The following is a 26,308-nucleotide window of genomic DNA, read 5'->3' as shown; positions in this document are numbered from 1 at the left end:
TGCCTGAGGGGATGAACTGGCGTGCCGCGACCACGATGCGGATCGTCGTGGTCACCATGGACAGCCACCTTGCGGGCGCCATGATGCAGGCGCGCGACGTGCTGCGGCAGGAGATTCCGGGGCTGGAAGTGGCGGTGCACGCCGCCGACGAATGGGGCACGGATGCCGCGGCCCTGGCCGATTGCATCGCCGATATCGCGCGCGGCGACATCGTCATCGCCACCATGCTGTTCCTGGAGGACCATATCAACCTGGTGCTGCCGGCGCTGCGGGCGCGGCGCGAGGCCTGCGACGCCATGGTCTGCTGCCTCTCGGCTGGGGAGGTGATGAAGCTGACCCGCATCGGCCGCTTCGACATGGGCGCCGAGGCACGCGGCGTGATGGGACTGCTGAAGCGCCTGCGCGGCAGCAAGAAGGGCGCGGCCTCATCCGGCAAGGGCCAGATGAAGATGCTGCGGGAGTTGCCGAAGCTGCTGCGCTTCATCCCCGGCACGGCGCAGGATGTGCGGATCTATTTCCTTGCGCTGCAATACTGGCTGGCCGGTAGCCAGGCGAACCTGGCGAACCTGGTGCGGCTGCTGGTGAACCGCTATGCGGCAGGGCCGCGCGCGACGCTGGTCGGTACGCTGAAGGTGGCGCCGCCGGTCGAATATCCGGAAGTGGGCCTCTATCACCCGCGCATCCCCGGCCAGGTGACGGACCGCGTGGCGCAGCTGCCGGCGCGCGGCACCAAGGGCACGGTCGGGCTGCTGATCATGCGGTCCTATGTGCTGGCGGGGAATGCCGCGCATTATGACGGCGTGATCGCGGCGCTGGAGCGGCGCGGGCTGAACGTGGTGCCGGCCTTCGCCAGCGGCCTCGATAACCGCCCGGCCATCGAGGCCTTCTTCCAACGTGAGGGCGTGACGTCGGTGGATGCGGTGGTCTCGCTCACCGGCTTCTCCCTGGTCGGCGGCCCCGCCTACAACGATGCGCGCGCGGCGGAGGAAACTCTCGCCCGGCTCGACGTGCCCTATGTCTCCGCGCATCCGCTGGAATTCCAGACGCGGCGGCAGTGGGAGGCAGATCCGCGCGGATTGCTGCCAGTGGAGGCCACCATGATGGTGGCGATTCCGGAGCTGGATGGCGGCATCCTGCCCATGACCTTCGGCGGCCGCAGCGGCGATGGGCCGGATGGCACGCCCGGCAGCCGCGACATGGCTTGCTACACGGAACGCGCGGAGACGCTGGCGGATCGCGTCGCGCGACTGGTGGCACTGCGGCGGTCCGCGCGGGCCGAGCGTCGCGTGGCGGCTGTGGTCTTCAACTTCCCGCCCAATGCCGGCAATACCGGCACGGCGGCCTATCTCTCCGTCTTCCAGTCGCTGTTCAATACGCTGCGGGCGATGCAGCAGGCGGGCTATACGGTAGCGATGCCCGCCAGCGTGGATGCGCTGCGCGACGCCATCATCAACGGCAATGCCCAGCAATTCGGCGCAGTGGCGAATGTCGCGGCGCGCATCCCGGCGGATGACCATGTGCGGCGCGAACGCCACCTGGCGGAGATCGAGCGCACCTGGGGCCCGGCGCCCGGTCGCGCGCAATCGGACGGCGCCAGCATCTTCGTGCTGGGCGCGCAGTTCGGAAACGTCTTCATCGGCGTGCAGCCCGGCTTCGGCTATGAGGGCGACCCGATGCGGCTGCTGTTCGAGCGCGGCTTCGCGCCGACGCATGCCTTCAGCGCCTTCTATCGCTGGATCCGCGAGGATTTCGGCGCCCATGCCGTGCTCCATTTTGGCACCCACGGCGCGCTGGAATTCATGCCGGGCAAGCAGGCGGGGCTTTCCGCCGAATGCTGGCCGGACCGGCTGATCGGCGATCTGCCGAACCTGTATCTCTATGCGTCCAACAACCCCTCCGAGGGGATGCTGGCGAAGCGGCGCGCGGGCGCGTCACTCATCAGCTACCTGACGCCGCCGGTGACGAGCGCGGGCCTGTATCGCGGGCTGCTCGACCTGAAGGCGACGCTGGATCGCTGGCGCGCGCTGGATCCGGATTGCGATGACGGGGTGCGCGCGTCACTCGCCGAGCTGGTGCAGGCGCAGGCCGCCGCGGTGGATCTCGCAGCCGCTGAGCCGGCCTGGGATTCGGCCGAGGCGCCCGGCGTGATCCAGCACCTGGGCAACCAGTTGCTGGAGCTGGAATACACGCTGATCCCGCACGGACTGCATGTGGTGGGCGAGGTGCCGGATGCGGCCCAGCGCAAGGACATGCTGGACGCCGCCGGCGTGACCGATGCCGCGGAGTTCGCGCGACTCGATGCGCTGCTGGCCACCGAGCATGAGCTGCCGGCGATCCTGCACGCGCTCGATGGCGGCTACACCCGCCCCGCGCCCGGCGGCGACCTTCTGCGCAACACGGATGTGCTGCCAACGGGCCGCAACCTGCACGGCTTCGACCCCTTCAAGATCCCCTCCGCCTTCGCGGTGCGCGATGGCGCGCGCCAGGCGGATCGCCTGCTGGCGCGGCATGCGGCGGATGGCAAGGGTCTGCCGGAGACGGTGGCCATCGTGCTCTGGGGCACCGACAATCTGAAGACTGAGGGCGGGCCGATCGCCCAGGCGCTGTGGCTTATGGGCGCGGAGCCGCGGCATGACAGCTATGGCCGCCTGACAGGCGCGCAGCTGATACCGCTGGAGCAGCTCGGCCGCCCGCGCATCGACGTGATGGTCACCCTCTCCGGCATCTTCCGGGACCTGCTGCCGCTGCAGACGAAGCTTCTGGCCGAAGCCGCGCTGCTGGCCGCCAGCGCCGAGGAGCCGATCGAACGGAACTACATTCGCAAGCATGCACTGGCGCATTTGGCGCAGCATGGCGGGGAGATGGCGCAGGCCGCGCTGCGGGTCTTCGGCAATGCGGACGGGGCCTATGGCACCAACGTCAACCAGATCCTCGATGCCGGGCTCTGGACCGATGAGGATGAGCTGGCCGAGGCCTATGTGAAGCGCAAGGGCTTTGCCTATGGCGTCGACGGCAAGGCGGCGCGGCAGGACAAGGTGCTGACGCAGCTTCTGGGCTCGGTGGACGTCACCTACCAGAACCTCGACAGCATCGAGGTCGGCCTCACCTCCATCGACCAGTACTTCGATACGCTGGGCGGCATGAGCCGCGCGGTGCGCCGCGCTCGCGGCGGGCAGGAAGCGTCGGTCTATGTCGGCGACCAGACCCGCGGCGAGGGCACCATCCGCAGCGTGGCGGAGCAGGTGGCGCTGGAGACGCGGACGCGGGCGCTGAACCCCAAGTGGTTCGAGCCGCTGCTGGCGCATGGCTATGAGGGCGTGCGCCAGATCGAGGCGCAGGTGACCAATACCATGGGCTGGTCGGCAACCACCGGCCAGGTGGCGCCCTGGATCTACCAGAACCTGGCCGAGACCTACATGCTCGACCCCGCCATGCGTGCGCGCCTGGCGGCGCTGAACCCCACCGCTTCCGCCAAGATCGCCAATCGGCTGATCGAGGCGCAGGAGCGGCAATACTGGCAGCCGGATGCCGAAACCCTTGCCGCGCTGCGACGCGCCGGCGAGGAATTGGAAGACCGGCTCGAAGGCATCACCGAGGAGATGGCGGCATGACCGTGATCGTGCGACCGCGGCCGGATGAGCGCCTGATCGGCGATGGCGATGGCAGCGTGCAGGTGCATATGCACGACCCGCTGAAGATCGACGGCGCCAAGGTGTTCGCGGTCTATGGCAAGGGGGGAATCGGCAAGAGCACGACCAGCTCGAACCTTTCGGTCGCCTTCGCCAAGCTCGGCAAGCGCGTGCTTCAGATCGGCTGCGATCCGAAGCACGACAGCACCTTCACCCTCACCGGCCGCATGATCCCGACGGTGATCGATGTGCTGGACGGCGTTGGCTTCCACTCGGAGGAGCTGCGCGCGGAGGACTTCGTGGTGGAAGGCCGCCACGGCGTGATGTGCGTGGAGGCCGGCGGCCCGCCGGCCGGCACGGGCTGCGGCGGCTATGTGGTGGGCCAGACGGTGAAGCTGCTGAAGGAGCATCACCTGCTGGAAGACACCGACATCGTCATCTTCGACGTCTTGGGCGACGTGGTCTGCGGTGGCTTCGCGGCGCCGCTGCTGCATGCGGATCGTGGCGTGATCGTCGCGGCCAACGACTTCGACAGCATTTTTGCGATGAACCGGATCGTCGCGGCCATCAAGGCCAAGTCCCAGAACTATGGCGTGCGGCTGGGCGGCGTCATCGTCAACCGGTCGAAGGACACCGACCAGATCCAGAAGTATAACGATGCGACGGGCATGAAGATGCTGGCGCATCTGCCGGACCTCGACGTGATCCGCCGTTCCCGCCTCAAGAAGGCGACGCTCTTCGACATGGAGACCTCGCCGGAGGTGGAAGGCGTCTGCAACGAGTATCTGCGCCTCGCCGCCGGACTGCTCGCCGGCGTCACGCCGCTGGATGCGACGCCGCTGAAGGATCGCGAGATCTTCGACCTGCTGGGGTACGACTGATGCCCACCGCCAGCTACGCCACCCGCCGCGGCGAACTCGAGACCTATTTCGACCGCACGGCCGCGAAGGCCTGGGAACGCCTGACCTCGGACGCGCCGGTCAGCGGCATTCGCGCCACGGTGCGCGCCGGCCGTGATGCGATGCGGGCGAAACTGCTGTCCTGGCTGCCGCCGGATCTGCGCGGCAAGCGCGTGCTGGATGCCGGCTGCGGCACCGGCGCGCTGGCGGTGGAAGCCGCGCGGCGCGGGGCGGAGGTGGTGGCGGTGGACATCTCGCCCACGCTGATCGCCCTGGCGCAGGACCGCGCGGCGGGGCATCACGGCACGGGCTCCGTCAGCTTCCATGTCGGCGACATGCTGGACCCCGCCTTCGGCCAGTTCGACCATGTGGTCGGCATGGATTGCCTGATCCATTACAAGCCCGCCGATGTGCAGCGCGCACTGGCGGGGCTTTCGGCGCGGACGCAGCGCAGCATCCTCTTCACCTTCGCGCCGCGTAGCGCCTTCCTGATGGCTTTCCTGACGGTGGGCCGCCTGGTGCCGCGCGGCGATCGCTCGCCCGCCATCGTGCCGGTGGCGGAGGCGACGCTGCGGCGGCTGGTCACGGGCGATCCCGCCATGGCCGGCTGGCATCCGGTGCGCACGCATCGCGTGGCCAGCGGCTTCTATACCTCCCAGGCGCTGGAGCTCGTGCGGCGATGAAGCGCCCCGGCAGGATCATCCGGATGTGGCAGAGCGTGGGGCCGCATCTGCTGCCCTTCGCCGCGGCGACCTCGGAGCGCCTGCCGATGGCGCGGCTGCTGCGGCTGTCGCTGTTCCAGATCTCCTGTGGCATGGCGGCGGTGCTGCTGGTGGGCACGCTGAACCGCGTGATGATCGTGGAGCTTAAGGTGCCGGCCTGGCTGGTCGCCACCATGGTGGCGCTGCCGCTGGTCTTCGCGCCGCTGCGCGCGCTGATCGGCTTCAAGTCGGACACCTACAAATCCGTGCTCGGCTGGAAGCGCGTGCCCTATCTGTGGCTTGGCACCATCATCCAGTTCGGCGGCCTGGCGATGATGCCCTTCGCGCTGCTGGTGCTGTCCGGCGATACCTGGGCGGAGCCCTGGACCGGGCAGCTGGCCGCGGCCATTGCCTTCCTGATGACCGGCTTTGGCATGCATATGGTGCAGACGGTGGGTCTGGCGCTCGCGACCGATCTGACGCCGCGCGACCAGCAGCCGAATGTGGTGGCCATGCTCTCGGCCATGCAGCTTGTGGGCATGGTGTTGGCGGCGCTGGTCTTCGGCGCGCTGCTGGCGGATTTCTCCCAGCTGCGGTTGATCCAGGTGGTGCAGGGCGCGGCGGCGCTGACGCTGGTGCTGAACCTGGTCGCGGCCTGGCAGCAGGAAGTGCGCGACCCGTCCCGTACCGCGCGGACCGCGGAGCATGAGCCGACCTTCTTCGAAGCCTTCCGCGCGCTGCGCCAATCCGGGCCCTGGAACCGCCGCCTGCTCGGCGCCGGGCTCGGCACGGCGGGCTTCGCCATGCAGGACGTGCTGCTGGAGCCCTATGGCGGCCAGATCCTCGGGCTTTCGGTGGGCGCGACCACCGCGCTCTCGGCGCTGCTCGCGGGTGGTGCGGTGCTGGGCTTTCTGCGCGCGGCGCGGCGACTGGGGCAGGGCGCGGATGCGCACCAGGTGGCGGCGCTGGGCGGGCTGTTCGGCATTGCGGGCTTCACGCTCATCATCTTCTCCGGCGCCGTCGGACTCGGCGCGCTATTCGCCATCGGTGTGGCGCTGATCGGCTTCGGCGCCGGCCTCTTCGGCCATGCGACGCTGACCGCCTGCATGGCGGCCGCACCGCCGGACCAGGCGGGGCTGGCGCTCGGCGTCTGGGGCGCGGTGCAGGCCACCGCCGCGGGTGGCGCCATCGCATTGGGCGGCGTGTTGCGGGACGTGATTTCCTCGCTCGCGCTGTCCGGCGCGCTGGGGGAGGGTCTGGCGCAGGCCGCCACCGGCTATGTCAGCATCTACCTCATCGAGATCGCGCTGCTCTTCGTCACCCTCGCCGTGGTCGGGCCGCTGGTCCGCAAGCGCGGCATTCCCCAAACGCGTCCCGCCACCGGCCTGGCCGGTGCGGCGCAGATCTGACACTCAGGAAGCGGAGGCCCATCCATGCCCGGCGCACACCAATTCGTTCAGATGGATCTGGCGGCGGGGCTGCTCTACGCCTTCTTCGCCTTCTTTTTTATCCTGTGCCTCTGGCTGCACCGGGAGGGCAAGCGCGAGGGCTATCCGCTGATATCCGATCGGCCGGATCATCCGCTGCGCGTGCCGATCGAGGGCTTTCCCGGCGTGCCGCGGCTGAAGGTCTTCAAGCTGAAGCATGAGGACCACCACGCGGCGTCGCGGCGGGAACGCGACCTGACTGGCCTCGTCGTGCCGGCCGATGGCTATCCGGGCGCGCCACTGATCCCGACCGGCGATGCGATGCGCGATGGCGTCGGCCCCGCCGCCTATGCGGAACGCGCGGATGTGCCGGACCTGGCCTTCGACGACGATCTGCCGAAGATCGTCCCGCTGCGCGCCGCACCCGGCTTCAGCATCGGCGAGACGGACCCCGACCCGCGTGGCAAGCCGGTGGTGACGCTGGATGGTAAGATCGCCGGCGTGGTGGTGGACCTCTGGGTCGACCGGTCTGAGATGATCCTGCGCTACCTCGAGGTCGAGGCGACCGGCGCGGCGCGGCGCGTGCTGGTGCCGATGTTCCTCGCCACCATCAATTCGGCCGGCACGGTGCGCGTCATCTCCGTCACCGCCGCCCAGCTCGCCGCAGCGCCGGCCATCGCGCAGCCGGAGCAGATCACGCTGCTGGAGGAGGACAAGGTCGCGGCCTATTTCGGCGGCGGGCATTTCTACGCGACGCCCGAGCGCAGCGAGGCCCTGCTGTGACCCGCCATCCGGATATCGCCGAGCATGACGGGGAACCGATCCCCGGCCTGCCCGGCCCGCTGCCGAAGGGGGAGAGCATCCTCTGGCAGGGTGCGCCGGAATGGCGCGGCATCGCGCGGCGCGCGCTTTTCGTCCGCGGCATCGCCATCTACTTCGTGCTGATGGCCGCACTGCGCGTGGCGGACCTGACCGCGGGCGGCGCCGGCGCGATGGAGGCGCTGGCCGAGGGCACCCTGCTGGTGCTGATCGGCGTGGTGCCGGTGGCGCTGCTGCTGCTCTTCGCCGGGCTTTCGGCCCGCACCACGCTCTACACCATCACCACGCGGCGCATCGTCATGCGCGTCGGCGTGGCGCTGCCGATGACCATCAACATTCCCTTCGCGCTGATCGACGAGGCGGGTGTGGCGAAGCATGCGGATGGCACGGGCGACCTGCTGGTCAGCCTGGCCAAGCCGCATCGCGTCTCCTGGCTGGCGCTGTGGCCGCATATCCGGCCCTTCCGCATCTCGCGCCCCCAACCCATGTTGCGGGCGCTGAAGGATGCGGACGCGGCGGGGCAGGTGCTGTCCCGCGCGCTGGCGGCCGCGGCCTCCGCCCCCGTGCCGGCGATCGCGGTGGCAGGCGAGGCGCGCAAGCCTGGCCCGGCCGAGGCCATGGCCTGAAGGAGAGGGAGGAGATCATGTCGCAAACCATCGAGACCCACCCCATCCTGCGCCGTCCGGCGCTCGTCTGCGGCAGCCTGATCGCCGGCGTGCTGGCGCTGGTGCTGGCGACACCCCTGCTGCCGAGCGCGCGAGATGGCGTGGTGCCGGTGGCGGTGGCACAGCGGGACCTGTTCTTCGGCGACCGGGCCGATGGCGGCGTGGTGATCACGGAAGCCCGCAGCGGCCAGCAGGTGGCGGTGCTGCAGCCCGGCGAGGGCGGCTTCGTGCGCGGCACGGTGCGCAGCCTGGTGCGGGAGAGGAAACGCGAGGACATCGGATCCGCGATACCGTTCCGGCTCACGGCGTGGCACACTGGCCAGGTCACGCTGGAAGACCAGGCCACCGGGCGCAAGCTCGACCTGACCGGCTTCGGCCAGACCAATGCGGAGGCGTTTGTGCGTCTGTTGGCAACCAAGGAGTAACCAAGATGAACGGCCGCTGGGGAGTGGGCCGGGCGATCTTCGGTGGGGGTGAAACCCTCGAAGTGCCCTGCACGGTGGATATCGAGAGAACGGCGGACAGCTTCCATGCCTATGCCGTACCGGAGGGCGTGTTCCTGCGCCCCGGCGACCAGGTCATCGTGCACGGCACGCCGGACCATGTCGCCTTCGGCGAGCGCATGACCTTCGAGACACGGGCGACGGTGCTGCGCGCCGGGCCGCTGACGCGCTTCTGGACCCAATGGGTCGCGATCTTCGAACTGACCGAGCTGTACCATTGCGGGTTCGAGCCGAAGGAGGCCGTCGCATGGAACGCCTGATCCTGGATGGGCCGGTCGTGGCCGAGCCTGCGCCGGGCATGACGCCGGGCGGGCGGCCGGATGCCGATGGCGTCGCCACCAAGATGGCGCTGACCGAAACGGTGCTTTCGCCCCGCTTCTACACCACCGATTTCGCGGCGATGGACCGCATCAGCATCGAGCCCGTGCGGGCGCAATGGGATGCGATGATGGCGGAATTCCATGCCGATCCGAACAAGGGCCATTTCACCCGCACCAGCGAATTCGACGAATTCGACATCAAGGCGCTGCCGGAGCCGCTGCAGAAGGAGCTGCTGGAATTCCTGGTCAGCTCCGTCACCGCCGAATTCTCCGGCTGCGTGCTCTATGCCGAGATCAAGAAGCGCGTCACCAATCCGGACATGAAGGACATCTTCAGCGTCATGGCGCGGGATGAAAGCCGGCATGCGGGCTTCATCAACGATGCGCTGAAGGATGTGGGCGTCGGCGTCGACCTCGGCTTCCTGACCAAGGCGAAGAAGTACCACTACTTCCAGCCGAAGTTCATCTTCTACGCCACCTATCTCAGCGAGAAGATCGGCTACGCGCGCTACATCACCATCTTCCGCCAGTTCGAGCGGCATCCAGAACTGCGCTTCCACCCGATCTTCAAGTGGTTCGAGAACTGGTGCAACGACGAGTTCCGCCATGGCGAGGCCTTCGCCTTGCTGATGCGCGCGAACCCGCATCTGCTATCGGGCGCCAATGTCTACTGGGTTCGCTTCTTCCAGCTCGCGGTTTTCGCCACGATGTATGTGCGAGACCATGCGCGGCCGGAATTCCACAAGGCGCTCGGCATGACGCCGACCGACTACGACATGAAGGTTTTCCGGATCACCGAGGAGATCTGCCGCCAGGTCTTCCCGGCCACGCTGGATGTGGACAATCCGAGCTTCCTGCGGGGGCTGGAGCGGCTGCGCAAGATCGGCGACGGCATCGCGGCGGCCAAGGCGCAGGGCGGCGTGGTCGGTGGCGTGAAGCGGGCCGCGCTCTCGGTGGCGGCGGCGGCCAGCTTCGCGCGGCTGTACTTCCTGCCGCCGCGGCGCCAGGCGCTGCCGGCCGACCCCCGCCTCTCGCCGGCCTGGTAGCGGCATGGCCGAGCATGGGCTACCCGCGCTGTTCACGCTGTTCATCTGGTGGTTCAGCACTGGCGTCATCCTTTACCTGGACGGGCTCCGGCGGGAGACCTTCCGCTGGACCATGCTCGGTGCCACCACGCTGCTGCTGGCGGCGCTGGCCATGCTGCATGTCACGGCCTGGGAGACGACGACGCGCGGCGCCTATCTCGGCTTCCTGGGCGGGCTGCTGGTCTGGGCCTGGATCGAGATGGCCTTCCTCACCGGCCTGGTCACCGGACCGCGGCGCATCGCATGCCCGGCGGGGGCCACAGGCTGGCCGCGGCTGCGCGCGGCGCTGGCCGCGGTGCTGTGGCATGAGCTGGCCATCATCGCCGGCGCCGCCTGCATCGCGCTGGCCACCTGGGGCGCGCCCAACCGCATCGGGCTCTGGACCTTCCTCGCCTTCTGGGTGATGCGGCAATCGGCCAAGGTGAATGTCTATCTCGGCGTGCGGAATCTGGCGGAGTCCTTCCTGCCGGACCACCTGCGCTACCTGGAAAGCTTCTTTCGCCGGCGGCGCATGAACCTGCTTTTCCCGGTCTCCGTCGCGGCCGGCATCCTGGCCTGCATCCTGCTGGTGCAGGAGGCGATTGCGGCGGGCGCGACGCCGCATGAGGTCACGGGCTTCTCGCTGCTCGCCACGCTGGTGGCGCTGGGCCTGATCGAACATATCTTCATGGTCATGCCGGTGCCGGCGGATGCGCTGTGGCGCTGGGGATTGGCCTCGCGAAAAGGGCGGCCCGGGGGCGTTAGTCCCCCAGCAACCGCGCCCGTGACATGATACGATGCGCGCCACGGCACTGCGGAACAAGATCGGCCATGCGCAAGGCCACTGGGGGTCCGAGATGAACTACGAATCCTTCTTCCGTGCCCAGCTCGACAGCCTCCGCCGCGAGGGCCGCTACCGCGTCTTCGCCGATATCGAGCGGCATGCCGGGCAATTCCCCAAGGCGACGCGGCACCGCAATGGCAAGACGTCCGAGGTCACCGTCTGGTGCTCCAACGACTATCTCGGCATGGGGCAGCATCCGAAGGTGCTGGCGGCGATGCACAAGGCGCTGGACCAGCACGGCGCGGGCGCCGGCGGCACGCGCAATATCTCGGGCACCAACCATGAGCATGTGCTGCTGGAACGCGCCCTGGCGCGGCTGCATGGCACGGAAGACGCGCTGCTGTTCAATTCGGGCTACATGTCCAACTGGGCCTCGCTCTCCACCCTGGCGGCGCGCATGCCGGGCTGCGTCATCATCTCCGATGAGATGAACCATGCCTCGATGATCGAGGGCATGCGCCATTCCCGCGCCCAGCGCCGCATGTTCCGCCACAATGACCTGGTGGACCTGGAGCGCGTGCTGTCGGAGATCGACCCCGCCGCGCCGAAGCTGGTGGCTTTCGAGAGCGTCTATTCCATGGATGGCGACATCGCCCCCATCGGCGCCATCTGCGACCTTGCCGACAAATACGGCGCGATGACCTATTGTGACGAGGTGCATGGCGTCGGCCTGTATGGCCCGAATGGCGGCGGCATCACGGATCGCGACGGCGTCTCCCACCGTCTGACCGTCATCGAGGGGACGCTCGCAAAAGCCTTTGGCGTGATCGGCGGCTATATCGCGGGCTCCGCCGCCATGTGCGATTTCGTGCGCAGCTATGCCAGCGGCTTCATCTTCTCCACCGCGCTGCCGCCGGCCATCGCCGCCGGCGCCCGTGCCTCCATCGAGCATCTGATGGCGAGCGACGTGGAGCGGCTTCGGCTGCATGAGCGGGCGGCGACCTTGCGCCGCCGGCTGGATGCCATTGGCGTGCCGCATCTCGACAATCCCAGCCATATCGTGCCGGTGATGGTGGGCGATCCGGTGGTCTGCAAGGCGATCAGCGACATCCTGCTGGATGATCACGGCGTCTATGTGCAGCCGATCAACTACCCCACCGTGCCGCGCGGCACGGAGCGCCTGCGCATCACGCCGAGTCCGGTGCATAGCGACGCCGACATGGACCATCTGGTGGAGGCGCTGTCCGCCGTGTGGTCGCAGTTCAGCCTGCAGCGGGCGGCCTGATGGATCTCGGGCCTTCTGCCTTGGTGACGCGCAAGGCCGCGGTGGCGCGGCCGGTGTTCCCCTTCGACGCCATCGTCGGCCAGGACGAGATGAAGCTGGCATTGCTGATCGCGGCGGTGGATCCCTCCGTCGGTGGCGTGCTGGTGTTTGGCGATCGCGGGACGGGCAAGTCCACCGCGGTGCGGGCGCTGGCGGCACTGCTGCCGCCGATGCAGGCGGTGGCCGGCTGCCGCTTCAGCTGCGATCCCGGCCGTCCCGCGGACCTTTGTGAATCCTGCCAGCAGGCGGCGGAGCTGGCGGTCGCCACGGTGCCGGTGCCGGTGGTCGACCTGCCGCTCGGTGCGACGGAGGATCGCGTGGCCGGCGCGCTGGATATCGAGCGCGCCCTGGCGCATGGCCAAAAGGCCTTCGAGCCGGGGCTGCTGGCGCGGGCGCATCGCGGCTTCCTCTATATCGACGAGGTGAACCTGCTGGAGGATCACTTGGTCGATCTGCTGCTGGATGTCGCGGCCTCGGGCGAGAATGTGGTGGAGCGCGAGGGCATCAGCATCCGCCACCCTGCGCGCTTCGTGCTGGTCGGCAGCGGCAATCCCGAGGAGGGCGAGCTGCGGCCGCAGCTGCTGGACCGCTTCGGCCTCTCCGTCGATGTCCGCACGCCCAGCGACCTCGCCACCCGCGTCGAGGTCATCAAGCGGCGCGACGCCTTCGAACGCGATTCCGCCGGTTTCCTGGCGAATTGGGCCGAGGCGGCGGAGGCGACGCGGGCAAGAATCCTGGCGGCGCGGGCGCTGATGCCGGCCGTGGCGGTGCCCGATGCGACGCTCGAAAATGCGGCGCGGCTTTGCATGGCGCTGGGCACGGATGGGCTGCGCGGCGAGCTGACGCTGATCCGCACCGCGCGCGCCCTGGCGGCGCTGGAGGGTGATGAGGTGGTGGGTCTGCCGCATCTGCGCCGTATCGCCCCGCCGGCGCTGCGTCACCGCCTGCGCCGCAACCCGCTGGATGAAGCGGTGGCGACCACCCGCGTGGACCGCGCGGTAGCCGAGCTGTTCGGGCCGTGAGCGGCGTGGCGGGGCCCGCTGCCGATGTGGAGCTGGCCGCGCTTCTGCTCGCGATCGATCCCTTGGGCCTCGGCGGCGCCGTGCTGCGCGCCGCACCCGGCCCGGCACGGGAAGGCTGGCTGGCGCGGCTGCGCGCCGCCCTGCCGGACGCCACGCCCTGGCGGCGCCTGCCGTTGGGCATTCCGGATTCGCGGCTGCTCGGCGGGCTGGACCTCGCCGCGACCCTGGCCACCGGCCGAGCCGTGGCGGAGCGCGGCGTGCTGGCGGAGGCCGATGGCGGCATTTTGGTCGCCGCCATGGCGGAACGCATGGACACGACCACGGCGGCCAAGCTTTGTTCGGTGCTCGATGCGGGGGAGGTTTCGGTGCAGCGCGACGGGCTTGGCCTGACGCTGCCGGCGCGCCTCGCCGTGGTGGCGCTGGATGAGGGTTTGGCGGAGGAGGAGGCGCCGCCGGCCGCATTGGCGGAGCGACTCGCCTTCCGGCTGTTGCTGGAGGACCTGCCCACGGGCGCGCCGAAGGAGGTGCAGGAAGCTCGGGCGCGGCTATCCGATATCGCGGTGCCCGAGACTCTGCTGCCGGCGCTCTGCGCCGCCGCCATGGCTTTTGGCATCCACAGCCTGCGCGCGCCCCTTTTCGCCCTACGCGCCGCCCGTGCGGCCGCGGCGCTGGCCGGCCATGCGACGGTGGAGGAGGCGGATGCGGCGCTGGCCGTGCGCCTCGTCTATGGCCACCGCGCCACGCAGCTGCCCGAACAGGCGCCGTCGGAGCCCGATCCGCCCGAGCCGCCGCCGGAGCAAGACGACAGCGCCGAGAACCAGAAGCAGCCCGAGTCCGGCGCACTGCAGGAAATGCTTTTGGAGGCCACGCGCGCCGCGCTGCCCGCAGGGCTGCTCGCCACGCTGGGCGCCGGTGCGCGGGAGGCCGCGCGCCGCGCCGGCGCCCAGGGCCGTGCGGGCCATAAACGTCTCTCGGCACAGCGCGGCCGACCGATCGGCACGCGTGCCGGCGCGCTGCGGGCTGGCGCGCGGCTGGCATTGGTCGAAACACTGCGCGCCGCGGCGCCCTGGCAGGGGCTGCGGCGGCGCGAAGGCGGCGCGGGTCCGCTGGTGCGGGTGAAGCGCGAGGACATCCGCCTGCTGCGCTTCCAGCAGCACACCGAGACCACCGCCATCTTCGCCGTCGATGCATCCGGCTCCGCCGCGCTGGCCCGCCTGGCCGAGGCAAAGGGTGCGGTGGAGCTGCTGCTGGCCGATTGCTATGTGCGGCGCGACCGCGTGGCGGTCGTCGCCTTCCGCGGACGTGCGGCGGAGCTGCTGTTGCCGCCCACCAATTCGTTGCTGCGCGCCAAGCGCAGCCTGGCCGGCCTGCCTGGCGGCGGCGCCACGCCGCTGGCCGCCGGCATCGACGCCGCAATGGCGCTCGCCGAGGAAGCGCGCCGCCGCGGCCGCACACCGCTGCTCGTGCTGCTGACCGATGGCCGCGCCAATATTGCCCGGGATGGCACCGCGGGCCGCCCCCGCGCGGAGGCCGATGCCCTGGCCGCTGCCGCGCCCTGCCGTGCCGCCGGGCTGGCCACGCTGCTGGTCGACACCGCGCCGCGCCCGCAACCCTTCGCGAAGCAGCTCGCCGAAGCGATGGGCGCCCGCTACTTGGCACTTCCCAGCGTGGATTCCCAAAAACTGTCTGCGGCCGTGGCCACGACGCGGGAGGCGGCGTGATGGCCGAACGCCCGGACTGGCGCGCTGAGGGCCGCGACTGGCCGAACCGGGAGGCGAGCCGCTTCGTCACAGCGGCTGGCCTGCGCTGGCATGTGCAGGTGGCGGGGCAGGGGCCGGTGATGCTGCTGCTGCATGGCACGGCGGCGGCCACGCATTCCTGGCGTGACCTGCTGCCCCTGCTGGCGCGCGATTTCACCGTGGTGGCGCCGGACCTGCCCGGCCATGGCTTTTCGGATTCGGTATCGACGGCGCGGCTTTCGCTGCCGGGCATGGCAGCCTCGGTCGCCGCGCTGCTGAACGTGCTCGGCCTGCGGCCCGTGCTCGCCGCCGGGCATTCCGCCGGCGCCGCGATCCTGCTGCGCATGGCGCTCGATGGCCGCATCGCGCCCGACTCCATCATCAGCCTGAACGGCGCGCTGCAGCCACTGGGCGACCGGCACGCCGCCTTCTTCACCCGCGCCGCGCGCATGCTGGTGGGCCTGCCCTTCGTGCCGAGCCTCTTTGCCTGGCGCGCCGCGGACCGTGCCGTGGCGGAGCGCCTGCTGCGCGACACCGGCAGCCGGATCGATGCGCGCGGCGTCGATCTCTATGCGCGGCTGTTCCGCCATTCGGGCCACCTCGCTGCCGCCCTCGGGATGATGGCGAATTGGGACCTCGTGCCGCTGCTGCGCGACCTGCCGAAGCTCGCGCCGCGCCTGCTTCTGGTGGTGGGCGCGAATGACCGCGCCGTGCCGCCGGTGCAGGCCCAGGCGGTGCGGCGACTGCTGCCCGCCGCGCGCATCTTGACGCTCTCCGGCCTCGGCCACCTGGCGCATGAGGAACAGCCGGCACAGGCGGCGGCGCTGATCCTCGGCGAGATGCGGCAGGAGATGGCAGCATGAGGGACCTCTCCGACTCCGATCGCGCTGCCTGCCGCGCCATGCTGGCCGGCGGGTCCAAATCCTTCCGGGCGGCCGCGCTGCTGCTGCCCGCGCGGATCGCTGAACCGGCCGCTGCGCTCTATGCCTTCTGCCGCGTCGCGGATGATGCGATCGACGAGGCGCCGGATCCGGTCGCGGCCCTGCCGCCGCTGCAGCGCCGGCTGGATGCGATCTATGCCGGGCGGCCGCAGCCGCATCCCGCCGATCGCGCCTTCGCCGTCGTGGTCAGGGACCACGCGATTCCGCAGGTGCTGCCCGCCGCGCTGCTGGAAGGCTTCGCCTGGGATGGCGAGGGCCGCCGTTACGCGACGCTGGAGGCGCTGGAAGCCTATGCCGCGCGCGTCGCCGCCACCGTCGGCGCCATGATGACGCTGCTGATGGGCGTGCGCGACCAGGCGGCCCTGGCGCGTGCCTGCGACCTGGGCGTGGCCATGCAGCTGACCAATATCGCGCGCGATGTGGGCGAGGATGCGCGCAACGGACGGCTCTATCTGCCGCTGGACTGGCTGGCCGAGGAGAGCATCGCGGCGGAGGCCTTTCTCGCCGCACCACGCTTCACCCCGGGCCTCGGCCGCGTGGTGCAGCGGCTGCTCGATGCGGCGGATCTGCTCTATGCCCGGGCCGAGGACGGCTTCGCGCGCCTGCCCTGGGATTGCCGCGCCGGCATCGGCGCGGCGCGGCACGTCTATGCCGGCATCGGTCGCGCGGTGGAGCACCAGGGCGGCGATTCGGTCAGCCGCCGCGCCGTGGTGCCGAACCGCCGCAAGGCGCTGCTGATGGCGCGCGGCGTGGCAGCCCTGGCGGCGCGCCGTGCCCGAAACCCCGCGCCGCCCTTGCCGGCGACGCGCTTCCTGGTGGAGGCGGTGGCCGCGCAGGCCACCCCGGCCCGGGATGGACTGCCGGAGCGGATCGCGCGGGCGGTCGCGCTGTTTGACCGCCTCGCCGATCCCACCGCCTTCGGACGCATGTAGTTCAACGCACCACCACCTGGCGGTAGAGATGCCAGGTCGCATGCCCCAGCACCGGCAGCACCACCGCCAGGCCGATGAACAGCGGCAGGGAGCCTGCCAGCAGCAGCACGGCGACAATCAGGCCCCAGGCCGCCATCGGCACCGGATTCGCCGCGACCGCGCGCAGCGAGGTGCCGATCGCCTGGCCCAACCCGTTCTGCGGCCGGTCCAGCAGCATGGGGAAGGACACGACGGTCAGCGCCAGCACAACGGCGGCGAAGCCGAGGCCGGCCAGATGGCCGAGCAGCAGCATCCGATGCCCCTCCGGCGTGCCGAAGACCTGCTCCAGCAGCGCCAGCGCGCCGAGGCCGCGTGGATCCTGCGGCAGCGCGCCCAGCGTCGCGGCGAAGATGGCATGCGCGGCCCAGATCCAGGCAAGGAACAGCACCACCAGCAGCAGGCCCAGCGCGGCGATGCCGGGCAGGGCGGGCGATTTCAGCACCTCGAAGACATGCGACCAGTGGGCGGGCTTCCCGGCCTCCCGCCGTCGGCTGATCTCATAGAGGCCGAGCGCGGCCAGAGGGCCCACCAGTGCGAAGCCGGCGGCCATTGGATAGAACAGGTGCATCACATCGCCGCCCGCGGCCATGGTGGCGGCGACCAGGCCGATGAAGGGATAGAGCACGCAGAGGAACATCAGCTGCGTCGGCGTCCCGAGGAAATCCGCCCAGCCGCGCCGCAGCGCCGTGGCCAGGTCCGGCAGGCCGATCTGGCGCAGCGCCGGGGAGGGCGCTGCGAAATGGGGTGTGGTGGTCACGACCTCAGCCATTTTTCGCTTCCCCCTTTGGGTTCCGCGGATGGCCCAGCACCGGCGACGGCCGGTTAGGACCCCGCCACTGTCAAGTGGGGTGGACGAATGGGGCCGCGCCTCAACCTCGCGTGACCAGTTTTTCGCAGTTGACTTGAGTGTCAAGAAAGCATGACAGTCATGACTGACAAGCCGGTATGACAATCAAGCCAGGCGGAGTCGGGAGGGTTTCCCATGGATGCCGCATCGCGCATCGAATCCAGCCTCGCGGATGCCGTGCTTTATGCGGAGGCGGCGGGTGCGCCGCCTCGCCTGGCAGCGGCATTGCGCCATGCCGTATTTCCCAAGGGCGGGCGCATCCGGCCGCGGCTGGCGCTGGCGGTGGCGGCGGCCTGCGGCGACGATCGGCCGGGCCTCTCCTCGGCGGCCGCCGCGGCGATCGAGCTGCTGCACTGCGCCAGCCTGGTCCATGACGACCTGCCCTGCTTCGACGATGCCGCGACGCGCCGCGGCAAGCCCAGCGTCCATCGCGCCTTCGGCGAGCCGCTGGCGGTGCTGGCGGGCGATGCGCTGATCGTCCTGGCCTTCCAGACCCTGGCCCGCGCCGCGCCGGCGGCGCCCGAAAGGTTGGGGCCGCTGCTGCTGGTGGTGGGGGATGGCGTCGGCGTGCCCTTCGGCATCGTCGCCGGCCAGGCCTGGGAATGCGAGCCGCGCGCCGATCTTTCGGAATACCAGCGGCAGAAGACCGGCAGCCTCTTCGCCGCCGCCACGGTGGCCGGCGCCACCGCGGCGGGCCACGCGGAGCCGGAACTGTGGCGCCTGCTCGGCGACCGGCTGGGCGAGGCCTACCAGGTGGCGGACGACCTGCGCGACGCCGTGGAGGACGAGGCAACGCTGGGCAAGCCGGTGGGCGTGGACAAGGCGCTGGGTCGGCCGAGCGCGGTGGCGGAATTCGGGCTGGAGGGCGCGGTGGCACGGCTGCGCGCGCTCTCCGAACAGGCGGTGGCGGCGATTCCGGCCTGCCACGGCCAGGCTCTGCTGCGCGGGCTGATCCTGGCCGAGGCGAAGCGCCTGGTGCCCGCAAAACTTTCCGCCCAGGCGGCGTGAGACAGGCCATGCAGGCCGGGGCCGTGCCCGCGCCAGGCCTGATGGACCGATTCCGCGCCTGGCGGGAAGGGGTGACGGCCAATCCCGGCTTCCGGGCCTGGGCCGCGCGCTTCCCGCTGACCCGGCCGATGGCGCGGCGGCGGGCGCGGCAGTTGTTCGATCTTTGCGCCGGCTTCGTCTATTCGCAGGTGCTGGCCGCCTGCGTGAAGCTGCGGCTGTTCGAGATCCTGCACGAAGCCCCGGCCAGCGAGGCGGCGCTGGCGCTGCGCCTTGCCGTGCCGCCCGAGGCCATGGCCCGGCTGCTGGCCGCCGCCGCGGCGCTGGACCTCACGCGCCGCCGCGCCGATGGGCTCTGGGTGCTCGGGCCGCTGGGGGCCGCGATGATCGGCAATCCGGGCATCGCCGCCATGGTGGAACACCACGCGCTGCTCTACGCCGACCTGGCCGACCCCGTGGCGCTGCTGCGGCGGGAGCGCGGGGGCAATGCGCTTTCCGCCTATTGGGCCTATGCCGGCGCCGCGCAGCCCGAGGCGCTGGGGGCGGAGCGGGTGGCGGACTATTCGGCGCTGATGGCTGCCTCCCAGCCCATGGTCGCGGCGGAGGTGCTGGCCAGCTACGATTTCCGGCGCCACCGCGTGCTGCTCGATGTCGGCGGCGGGGAGGGGGCCTTCCTGTCGGAGGTCGCGGCGGCAGCGCCCGACCTGCGGCTGATGCTGTTCGACCTTCCGCAGGTGGCGGCCCGGGCCTCGGCGCGCTTCGCCGCGCGCGGGCTGGCGGGGCGGGCACAGGTCTTCGGTGGGGATTTCAGCGCGGATCCGCTGCCGAAGGGCGCCGATCTCATCAGCTTCGTGCGCGTGCTGCACGACCATGACGATGCGGTGGTGATGGGCCTGTTGCGCGCCGCCCGCGCCGCCCTGCCGCCCGGCGGCCGCCTGCTGATCGCGGAGCCTATGGCCGGCACCAGTGGGGCGGAGCCGATGGGCGAGGCCTATTTCGGCTTCTACCTCCTCGCCATGGGTCGCGGCCGCCCGCGTCGGCCGGAGGAGCTGCACGCCATGCTGTCCGAGGCCGGATTCGCCGCCAGCCGGGCCCTGCCGACCCCGACGCCGCTGCTGACGCGGCTGATCGTGGCGGATGTCAGCAACTCCTGACGCTTTGGTGTCAGTTTATCTTGACATGTTCCGCTGTCAGGATAGGCTGACAGACAACTACAAGGGAGCGGCCGTCCAGGTGGATACCGTGGCAGTCTTGCTGGAAGCGCCGGAACGACTCGTTCTGAGCCGCCTCGACCTCACGCCCCCGGGCGAGGAGGACATCGTGGTGGAGGTCGAGTGGAGCGGCATCAGCACGGGGACGGAGCGCCTGCTCTGGTCCGGCCGCATGCCGCCCTTCCCGGGCATGGGCTATCCGCTGGTGCCTGGCTACGAATCCGTGGGCCGCGTGGCCTCCGCCGGCCCGTCTTCCCAGCGCCGCGTGGGCGAGCGGGTCTTCGTGCCCGGCGCCAAGTGCTTCGGCGCGGTGCGCGGCCTTTTCGGCGGCGCCGCAGCGCGGCTGGTGCTGCCGGGCACGCGGGCCGTGCCGATCGACGAATCGCTGGGCGAGGCCGGCGTGCTGATGGCGCTGGCCGCCACGGCGCAGCACGCCATCGCGCAGGAACTGCCGGAGCTCATCATCGGCCATGGCGTACTCGGCCGGCTGGTCGCGCGCCTGGTGGTGGCCGCCGGCGGCACGCCCACGGTGTGGGAGACCAATCCGGCGCGCGCCGAGGGCGCCGCAGGCTATCGCGTGACGGTGCCGGAGGAAGATGCTCGCCGCGACTACCGCAGCATCTGCGATGTCAGCGGGGACAGCACGCTGCTGGACAGCCTCGTGCAGCGCCTGGCGCCGGGCGGGGAGATCGTGCTGGCCGGCTTCTACAGCGCGCCGCTCAGCTTCTCCTTCCCGCCGGCCTTCATGCGGGAGGCGCGCTTCCGCGTCACGGCGGAATGGCGGGAGCCGGACCTGGTGGCGGTGCGCGCGCTGCTGGATGCGGGGCGGCTGTCGCTCGACGGGCTCATCACCCATCGCAGCAAGGCCACCGCCGCGCAGGACGCCTACCGCACCGCCTTCGACGATCCCGCGTGCCTCAAGATGATCCTCGATTGGAGAGCATGCTCATGAACGCACATACGGCATCGCCCGCGGCGACCACGGCGCAGCAGAGCATGGCGGATGCGCTGCGCGAGGAAGCGGCGCAGGAGCCGGATGCCGTCGCCTCGGGGCCGGTGAAGAAGGAAACGCAGATCATCGCCATCTACGGCAAGGGCGGCATCGGCAAGTCCTTCACCCTGGCGAACCTGTCCTACATGATGGCGCAGCAGGGCAAGCGCGTGCTGCTGATCGGCTGCGATCCGAAGTCCGACACCACCAGCCTGCTGTTCGGCGGCCGGTCCGTGCCGACGATCATCGAGACCTCCTCCAAGAAGAAGGCGGCCGGTGAGGCGGTGAAGATCGGCGACGTCTGCTTCAAGCGCGACGGCGTCTTCGCCATGGAACTCGGCGGGCCGGAAGTCGGCCGCGGCTGCGGTGGGCGCGGCATCATCCACGGCTTCGAACTGCTGGAGAAGCTCGGCTTCCACCAGTGGGATTTCGACTACGTCCTGCTCGACTTCCTGGGCGACGTGGTCTGCGGCGGCTTCGGCCTGCCGATCGCACGCGACATGTGCCAGAAGGTGATCGTGGTCGGCTCCAACGACCTGCAGTCGCTCTATGTGGCGAACAACGTCTGCAGCGCGGTCGAGTACTTCAAGAAGCTCGGCGGCAATGTCGGCGTGGCCGGAATGGTCATCAACAAGGATGACGGTACGGGGGAGGCTGCGGCCTTCGCGAAGGAGGTCGGCATTCCGGTGCTGGCCGCGATCCCGGCCGATGACGACATCCGCCGCAAGTCGGCGAATTACGAGATCGTCGGCGTGCCCGGCGGCCAATGGGCCAGCGTCTTCGAGGAGCTCGCTTTGCAGGTCGCCGGCGCCCCGCCGATGCGTCCCTACCCGCTGACGCATGAGAATCTGCTGAACCTGTTCAAGGGCGATGCGGTTGGCCGCGGCGTGGTGCTGGATCCGGCGACGATGGAGGACATGTGCGGCGCCGAGGTGCTGAACAAGCCGTCCCTCGAAGTCGTCTATGAGGGCGCCTGAGCCATGACCGAGACCGCCGGCTGCCACGGAGGCCGTGAGACTTTGGAGGCGGCCGCGCGCGCCGCCGGCAAGTCCCTGGTGATGGACGAACTGACCAAGAACTACCCGCGCGGGCCGCATGACCAGCCGCAGAGCATGTGCCCGGCCTTCGGATCCTTGCGCGTCGGCCTGCGCATGCGGCGCACCGCCACGATCCTGTCGGGCAGCGCCTGCTGCGTCTATGGCCTGACCTTCACCAGCCATTTCTATGGCGCACGGCGCACGGTGGGCTATGTGCCCTTCAACTCCGAGACGCTGGTCACCGGAAAGCTCTTCGAGGATATCCGGGATGCGGTGACGGAGACGGCGAAGCCCGAGGACTACGACGCCGTCGTCATCATCAATCTCTGCGTGCCGACTGCCTCCGGCGTCCCGCTCGACCTGCTGCCGAAGCAGATCAACGGCGTGCGCATCATCGGTATCGATGTGCCGGGTTTCGGTGTGCCCACGCATGCAGAGGCCAAGGACGTGCTGGCCGGCGCCATGCTGCGCTATGCCCGCGGCGAGGCCGAAGCCGGCCCCGTGGCGCGGCCGCGGCAGATGGTCGATGGCGAGCGCACCGTCGCGCTCATCGGAGAGCTGTTCCCGGCGGACCCGATGGGCGTCGGCGCCATGATCGCGCCGATGGGCCTGACCGTCGCGCCGCAGACGCCGGCGCGCGAATGGCGCGACCTCTATGCCGCGCTGGATTGCGAAGTCGTTGCCGCCGTGCATCCCTTCTACACTGCCAGCATCCGTGAATTTCGCGCCGCCGGGCGACCCGTCGTCGGCTCCGGCCCCGTGGGGCATGACGGAACGGCGGCCTGGCTCGATGCCATCGCGCGCGCCACCGGCAGCACCGCGGCGCAGCTCGATGCCGCCAAGGCGCGGGCCCTGCCGGCCATCAAGGCCGCGCTGGCCGCGGCGCCGATCAGCGCACGCATCACCGTCTCCGGCTACGAGGGTTCCGAACTGCTGGTGGCGCGGCTGATGGTCGAGGCCGGCGCAGAAGTGCCCTATGTCGGCACCGCCTGCCCGCGCACCGAATGGTCCGACGCCGACCGCGAATGGCTGGAGGCGCGCGGCACTCATGTGCAGTACCGCGCCAGCCTGGAGCAGGACATGGCCGCGATGCGGGAGGTGAAGCCGGACCTGGCGCTGGGCACCACGCCACTGGTGCAGAAGGCCAAGGAGCTCGGCATCCCCGCACTCTACTTCACCAATATGGTCTCCGCGCGGCCGCTGTTCGGCGCCGCCGGCGCCGGTTCCATGGCCAGCATCGTCGCGGCGCAGACCAAGGGGCGCGAGCGGTTCAGCCGCATGGTCAGCTTCTTCGAGGGCGTCGGCACGCCGGATGGTGCGGGCTACGGGTTCCGCGATAAGCCGGTGGACCCGCCGGGCTTCCGGGAGCGTCAGCGCAAGATCCAGGCGGCCAAGGCGAAAGCCGAAGAATCGGTGGGGACCTGACGCATGCTTGTCCTCGATCACGACCGGGCTGGTGGCTATTGGGGTGCGATCTACGCCTTCTCCGCCGTGCGCGGATTGCGCGTGGTGATCGACGGTCCGGTGGGCTGCGAGAACCTGCCCGTCACAGCCGTGCTGCACTACACGGATGCGCTGCCGCCGCATGAATTGCCGGTGGTGGTTACGGGTCTGGACGAGGACAGCCTGTCCAAGAACGGCACCGAGGATTCCATGCGCCGCGCCGCCGGCACGCAGGACAAGGAATTGCCGGCTGTCGTCGTCACCGGCTCCATCGCCGAAATGATCGGCGGCGGCGTGACGCCGCAGGGCAGCAACCTGCAGCGCTTCATCTGCCGAACCATCGACGAGGACCAGTGGCAGGCCGCCGACCGCGCCATCATGTGGCTCTGGACCGAATTCGGCGCTCGCGGCCGCAAGATGCGCGCGCGCAACCCGAAGCTCGGCACTACGCCGCGCGTCAACATCATTGGCCCGATCTACGGCACCTTCAACATGCCGTCCGACCTGGCCGAGATCCGGCGCCTGGTGGAAGGCATCGGCTGCGAGGTGAATCTGGTGTTCCCCCTCGGCAGCCATGTCGAGGACATCGCCAAGCTGCCGGATGCGGATGTCAACGTCTGCATGTATCGCGAATTCGGCCAGAAGCTCTGCGAGGAGCTGGAGCGTCCCTGGCTGCGTGCGCCGATGGGCCTGTTCGCCACCACCAACTTCCTCCGCAAGCTCGGCGAGATGACCGGCCTCGACCCCGAGCCCTTCATCGAGCGTGAGAAGCACACCACCATCAAGCCGATCTGGGATTTGTGGCGCAGCGTCACCCAGGATTTCTTTGCCAGTGCCAGCTTCGCGGTCGTCGCGACCGACACTTACGCGCGTGGGCTGCAACGCTTCCTGGGCGAAGAGATGGGCGTGCCCTGCGCCTTCGCCTTCAGCCGCAAGGCCGGCGAGAAGCCGGACAATGCGGCGGTGCGCGAGGCGATGAAGAAGTCGCCGCCCCTCGTGCTCTTCGGCAGCTTCAACGAACGGATGTATGCGGCGGAGCTGAAGTCCCGTGCGATGTACATCCCGGCCAGTTTCCCCGGCGCCATCATCCGCCGCGCCACCGGCACGCCCTTCATGGGCTATGCCGGCGCGACCTACATCGTGCAGGAATACTGCAACGCGCTGTTCGATGCGCTGTTCCACATGATTCCGCTCGGCACCGATCTCGACCGCGTCGAGCCGACGCCCGCGCGTGCCGCCGAGACCTGGGAGGACGATGCCGTCGCCCTGCTCGATGCGCATGTCGAGGCCGAGCCCTTCCTGCTGCGCATCTCCGCCGCCAAGCGCCTGCGCGAGGCCGTGGAACGCGCCGCCCGCGCGGCCGGCGAGACGCGCATCCTGCGCGAACGCGTCCAGCGCGAGCTGGGCGACGTGGTCGCGCACCAAGTTGCGGAGGGCGTCGCATGACGCGACCCCTGCATACCTCCGATCTCGCCAGCCGCAGCAAGCGGTTTGCGAATCGGCCTCGGCGGTTTCCCGCCGGTTCCATCCCCGCCGCGCGGGAGCAGCGCGGTATCGGCCGAAAGGCCAGTTGGAGGTCGAATTGATGGCCGAAGGTTCAAAGACCGGCCTGACCGAAGGCGAGGCGCGAGAGATCCATTCCCTGTTGATCCAGGGTTGGGCCTTCTCCGTCTTCGCCTCGATGGGCGCGCATATCCTGGTGTGGCTGTGGCGGCCGCTGGTTTACGGCAACCAGATCGTGCCGCCGGACTGGCGCTTCTTCTGAGGCGCGGGTCCCGACGACAGAGAGGAGACAGAGGCAATGCATAAGATCTGGATGGTGGTGGACCCGCGGCGATCGCTGTTCCTGGCGATGGTCGGCGTGATTGCCGTCTCGGGGTTGCTGCACATCGTGGTGCTCAGCTCGCCCCGCTACTGCGATCACTGGGGCTGGTGCGCGACGCCGGCAACCTTCACCCCGGGGCAACCGGTCGGGGTCATGCGCTAGCAAGGCGCAGACGCCGGTGTCGCTCCGCGCAAGCGGAGCGAGGTCGCCCCGCAACAGCGGGCGAGGCAAGGATAGCGGGCCTCGCCCGCTGCTCGGGACGACAACACGGGCAGGCGGGCGCAGGTCGCGCCCATTTGGGAGCGTCATGCGATGGCGATAATGACTTTCGAGCGGAAATATCGCGTCCGCGGGGGCACCCTGGTGGGCGGGGACCTGTTCGATTTCTGGATAGGTCCGTTCTGGATCGGCTTCTTCGGGGTCACCACGGCCTTCTTCACCTTCATCGGTGTCGGCCTGATCCTGATGGGCGCGGCCATGGGCGGCACCTTCAATCCCTGGCTCATCAACATCGCGCCGCCGGACCTCAGCTACGGGCTGCGCCTGGCGCCGATGGCGCAGGGCGGGCTGTGGCAGGCCATCACGGTCTGCGCGATCGGCGCCTTCGTGTCCTGGGCACTGCGCCAGGCCGAAATCTCCCGCAAGCTGGGCATGGGTTATCACATCCCCATTGCCTATGGCGTTGCGGTCTTCGCCTATATCACCCTGGTGGTGATCCGGCCGGTGCTGATGGGCGCCTGGGGGCATGGCTTTCCCTACGGCATCTTCAGCCACCTCGATTGGGTGTCGAACGTCGGCTACCAGCACCTGCATTTCCACTACAACCCGGCGCATATGCTGGCGGTGACCTTCTTCTTCACCACCACCCTGGCGCTGTCGATGCACGGCGGCCTGGTGCTCTCCGCGCTGAACCCCGCCAAGGGCGAGGTGGTGAAGACCGCGGAACATGAGAACACCTATTTCCGCGACCTGATCGGCTATTCGATCGGCACGCTCGGCATCCACCGCCTCGGCCTCTTCCTGGCACTGTCGGCGGGATTCTGGAGCGCAGTCTGCATCGTCATCAGCGGGCCATTCTGGACACGCGGATGGCCGGAATGGTGGGGCTGGTGGCTCAACCTGCCGATCTGGAACAAGTGAC

The 26,308-nt window shown here is 69.8% G+C and carries 25 protein-coding genes; 24 read left to right on the top strand and 1 reads right to left on the bottom strand.

Features of this window, described 5'->3' with window-relative positions; translation table 11 throughout:
• Positions 1-11 precede the first annotated feature (11 nt).
• From J3S20_RS22245 to J3S20_RS22175, 15 genes are all read left to right on the top strand, one after another.
• The gene (locus tag J3S20_RS22245; protein WP_246603156.1) at positions 12-3,611 is read left to right on the top strand and encodes a magnesium chelatase subunit H; all 3,600 of its coding nucleotides are present in this window, start codon (positions 12-14) and stop codon (positions 3,609-3,611) included.
• Entirely contained in the window at positions 3,608-4,510 is a 903-nt protein-coding gene (bchL, locus tag J3S20_RS22240; protein ID WP_216838745.1) for a ferredoxin:protochlorophyllide reductase (ATP-dependent) iron-sulfur ATP-binding protein, read from the top strand. Before J3S20_RS22245 ends, bchL begins: the two co-directional genes overlap by 4 nt.
• Positions 4,510-5,211 carry a magnesium protoporphyrin IX methyltransferase gene (gene bchM, locus J3S20_RS22235; protein WP_216838744.1) on the top strand — a complete coding sequence of 234 codons (702 nt, stop codon included), beginning with the start codon at positions 4,510-4,512 and terminating at the stop codon, positions 5,209-5,211. The genes bchL and bchM overlap by 1 nt, the downstream gene beginning before the upstream one ends.
• Positions 5,208-6,638: a BCD family MFS transporter gene (locus tag J3S20_RS22230; RefSeq protein WP_246603155.1), complete on the top strand. Its 1,431-nt coding sequence runs from the start codon at positions 5,208-5,210 to the stop codon at positions 6,636-6,638. The genes bchM and J3S20_RS22230 overlap by 4 nt, the downstream gene beginning before the upstream one ends.
• 24 nt (positions 6,639-6,662) lie before the next feature.
• Complete coding sequence (gene puhA / locus J3S20_RS22225; protein WP_216838743.1) at positions 6,663-7,439, top strand: photosynthetic reaction center subunit H; 777 nt, start codon at positions 6,663-6,665, stop codon at positions 7,437-7,439.
• Positions 7,436-8,101, top strand: a complete 666-nt coding sequence (puhB, locus tag J3S20_RS30940) for a photosynthetic complex putative assembly protein PuhB (protein WP_216838742.1) — start codon at positions 7,436-7,438, stop codon at positions 8,099-8,101. The genes puhA and puhB overlap by 4 nt, the downstream gene beginning before the upstream one ends.
• Positions 8,102-8,118: 17 nt before the next feature.
• On the top strand, positions 8,119-8,565 hold the full coding sequence (gene puhC, locus J3S20_RS22215) for a photosynthetic complex assembly protein PuhC (RefSeq protein ID WP_216838741.1): 447 nt from the start codon (positions 8,119-8,121) through the stop codon (positions 8,563-8,565).
• Between the two features lie 5 nt (positions 8,566-8,570).
• The gene (locus J3S20_RS22210; protein WP_216838740.1) at positions 8,571-8,903 is read left to right on the top strand and encodes a hypothetical protein; all 333 of its coding nucleotides are present in this window, start codon (positions 8,571-8,573) and stop codon (positions 8,901-8,903) included.
• The gene (gene acsF / locus J3S20_RS22205; RefSeq protein ID WP_246603154.1) at positions 8,891-10,009 is read left to right on the top strand and encodes a magnesium-protoporphyrin IX monomethyl ester (oxidative) cyclase; all 1,119 of its coding nucleotides are present in this window, start codon (positions 8,891-8,893) and stop codon (positions 10,007-10,009) included. The genes J3S20_RS22210 and acsF overlap by 13 nt, the downstream gene beginning before the upstream one ends.
• A 4-nt stretch (positions 10,010-10,013) precedes the next feature.
• Entirely contained in the window at positions 10,014-10,820 is an 807-nt protein-coding gene (puhE, locus tag J3S20_RS22200) for a putative photosynthetic complex assembly protein PuhE (RefSeq protein ID WP_216838739.1), read from the top strand.
• 64 nt (positions 10,821-10,884) lie between these two features.
• Positions 10,885-12,096: a 5-aminolevulinate synthase gene (gene hemA / locus J3S20_RS22195; protein WP_216838864.1), complete on the top strand. Its 1,212-nt coding sequence runs from the start codon at positions 10,885-10,887 to the stop codon at positions 12,094-12,096.
• Positions 12,097-12,119: 23 nt separating this feature from the next.
• On the top strand, positions 12,120-13,157 hold the full coding sequence (gene bchI, locus J3S20_RS22190; RefSeq protein ID WP_343215276.1) for a magnesium chelatase ATPase subunit I: 1,038 nt from the start codon (positions 12,120-12,122) through the stop codon (positions 13,155-13,157).
• Complete coding sequence (locus J3S20_RS22185) at positions 13,154-14,878, top strand: magnesium chelatase subunit D (protein WP_216838737.1); 1,725 nt, start codon at positions 13,154-13,156, stop codon at positions 14,876-14,878. Before bchI ends, J3S20_RS22185 begins: the two co-directional genes overlap by 4 nt.
• Positions 14,878-15,759 (top strand): alpha/beta fold hydrolase BchO, encoded by an 882-nt coding sequence (bchO, locus tag J3S20_RS22180; protein ID WP_216838736.1) that lies wholly within the window; start codon positions 14,878-14,880, stop codon positions 15,757-15,759. The genes J3S20_RS22185 and bchO overlap by 1 nt, the downstream gene beginning before the upstream one ends.
• Positions 15,756-16,769, top strand: a complete 1,014-nt coding sequence (locus J3S20_RS22175; RefSeq protein ID WP_216838735.1) for a phytoene/squalene synthase family protein — start codon at positions 15,756-15,758, stop codon at positions 16,767-16,769. Before bchO ends, J3S20_RS22175 begins: the two co-directional genes overlap by 4 nt.
• Before the next feature lies 1 nt (position 16,770).
• Here the strand turns inward: J3S20_RS22175 and J3S20_RS22170 are convergent, their stop codons facing one another.
• Positions 16,771-17,577 (bottom strand): DUF2189 domain-containing protein, encoded by an 807-nt coding sequence (locus J3S20_RS22170; protein ID WP_216838734.1) that lies wholly within the window; start codon positions 17,575-17,577, stop codon positions 16,771-16,773.
• Between the two features lie 213 nt (positions 17,578-17,790).
• On the opposite strand from J3S20_RS22170, the gene J3S20_RS22165 reads away from it, so the two are divergent.
• The 9 genes from J3S20_RS22165 (at position 17,791) to pufL (ending at position 26,307) form a co-directional block, all read left to right on the top strand.
• Positions 17,791-18,663: a polyprenyl synthetase family protein gene (locus J3S20_RS22165; protein ID WP_216838733.1), complete on the top strand. Its 873-nt coding sequence runs from the start codon at positions 17,791-17,793 to the stop codon at positions 18,661-18,663.
• Positions 18,664-18,671: 8 nt separating this feature from the next.
• Complete coding sequence (locus J3S20_RS22160) at positions 18,672-19,814, top strand: methyltransferase (RefSeq protein ID WP_216838732.1); 1,143 nt, start codon at positions 18,672-18,674, stop codon at positions 19,812-19,814.
• 79 nt (positions 19,815-19,893) lie between these two features.
• Positions 19,894-20,823, top strand: a complete 930-nt coding sequence (gene bchC, locus J3S20_RS22155) for a chlorophyll synthesis pathway protein BchC (RefSeq protein WP_216838731.1) — start codon at positions 19,894-19,896, stop codon at positions 20,821-20,823.
• A complete protein-coding gene (locus J3S20_RS22150) occupies positions 20,820-21,839 on the top strand; it encodes a chlorophyllide a reductase iron protein subunit X (protein WP_246603153.1) in 1,020 nt (339 codons plus the stop codon). Before bchC ends, J3S20_RS22150 begins: the two co-directional genes overlap by 4 nt.
• A gap of 3 nt (positions 21,840-21,842) precedes the next feature.
• On the top strand, positions 21,843-23,324 hold the full coding sequence (bchY, locus tag J3S20_RS22145; RefSeq protein ID WP_216838730.1) for a chlorophyllide a reductase subunit Y: 1,482 nt from the start codon (positions 21,843-21,845) through the stop codon (positions 23,322-23,324).
• 3 nt (positions 23,325-23,327) lie between these two features.
• The gene (bchZ, locus tag J3S20_RS22140) at positions 23,328-24,788 is read left to right on the top strand and encodes a chlorophyllide a reductase subunit Z (RefSeq protein ID WP_216838729.1); all 1,461 of its coding nucleotides are present in this window, start codon (positions 23,328-23,330) and stop codon (positions 24,786-24,788) included.
• 139 nt (positions 24,789-24,927) lie between these two features.
• Positions 24,928-25,107 carry a hypothetical protein gene (locus J3S20_RS22135; protein WP_168034689.1) on the top strand — a complete coding sequence of 60 codons (180 nt, stop codon included), beginning with the start codon at positions 24,928-24,930 and terminating at the stop codon, positions 25,105-25,107.
• Between the two features lie 36 nt (positions 25,108-25,143).
• Complete coding sequence (pufA, locus tag J3S20_RS22130; protein ID WP_216838728.1) at positions 25,144-25,329, top strand: light-harvesting antenna LH1, alpha subunit; 186 nt, start codon at positions 25,144-25,146, stop codon at positions 25,327-25,329.
• 150 nt (positions 25,330-25,479) lie between these two features.
• Positions 25,480-26,307, top strand: coding sequence for a photosynthetic reaction center subunit L (gene pufL, locus J3S20_RS22125; protein WP_216838727.1), 828 nt, complete (start codon positions 25,480-25,482; stop codon positions 26,305-26,307).
• The last annotated feature ends 1 nt before the right edge of the window (position 26,308 follow it).

Source organism: Falsiroseomonas tokyonensis, assembly GCF_019024325.1.
Taxonomy (GTDB): domain Bacteria; phylum Pseudomonadota; class Alphaproteobacteria; order Acetobacterales; family Acetobacteraceae; genus Falsiroseomonas; species Falsiroseomonas tokyonensis.
The sequence above is the reverse complement of the archived record's forward strand: the minus strand, read 5'-3'. Positions and strand labels throughout refer to the sequence as shown.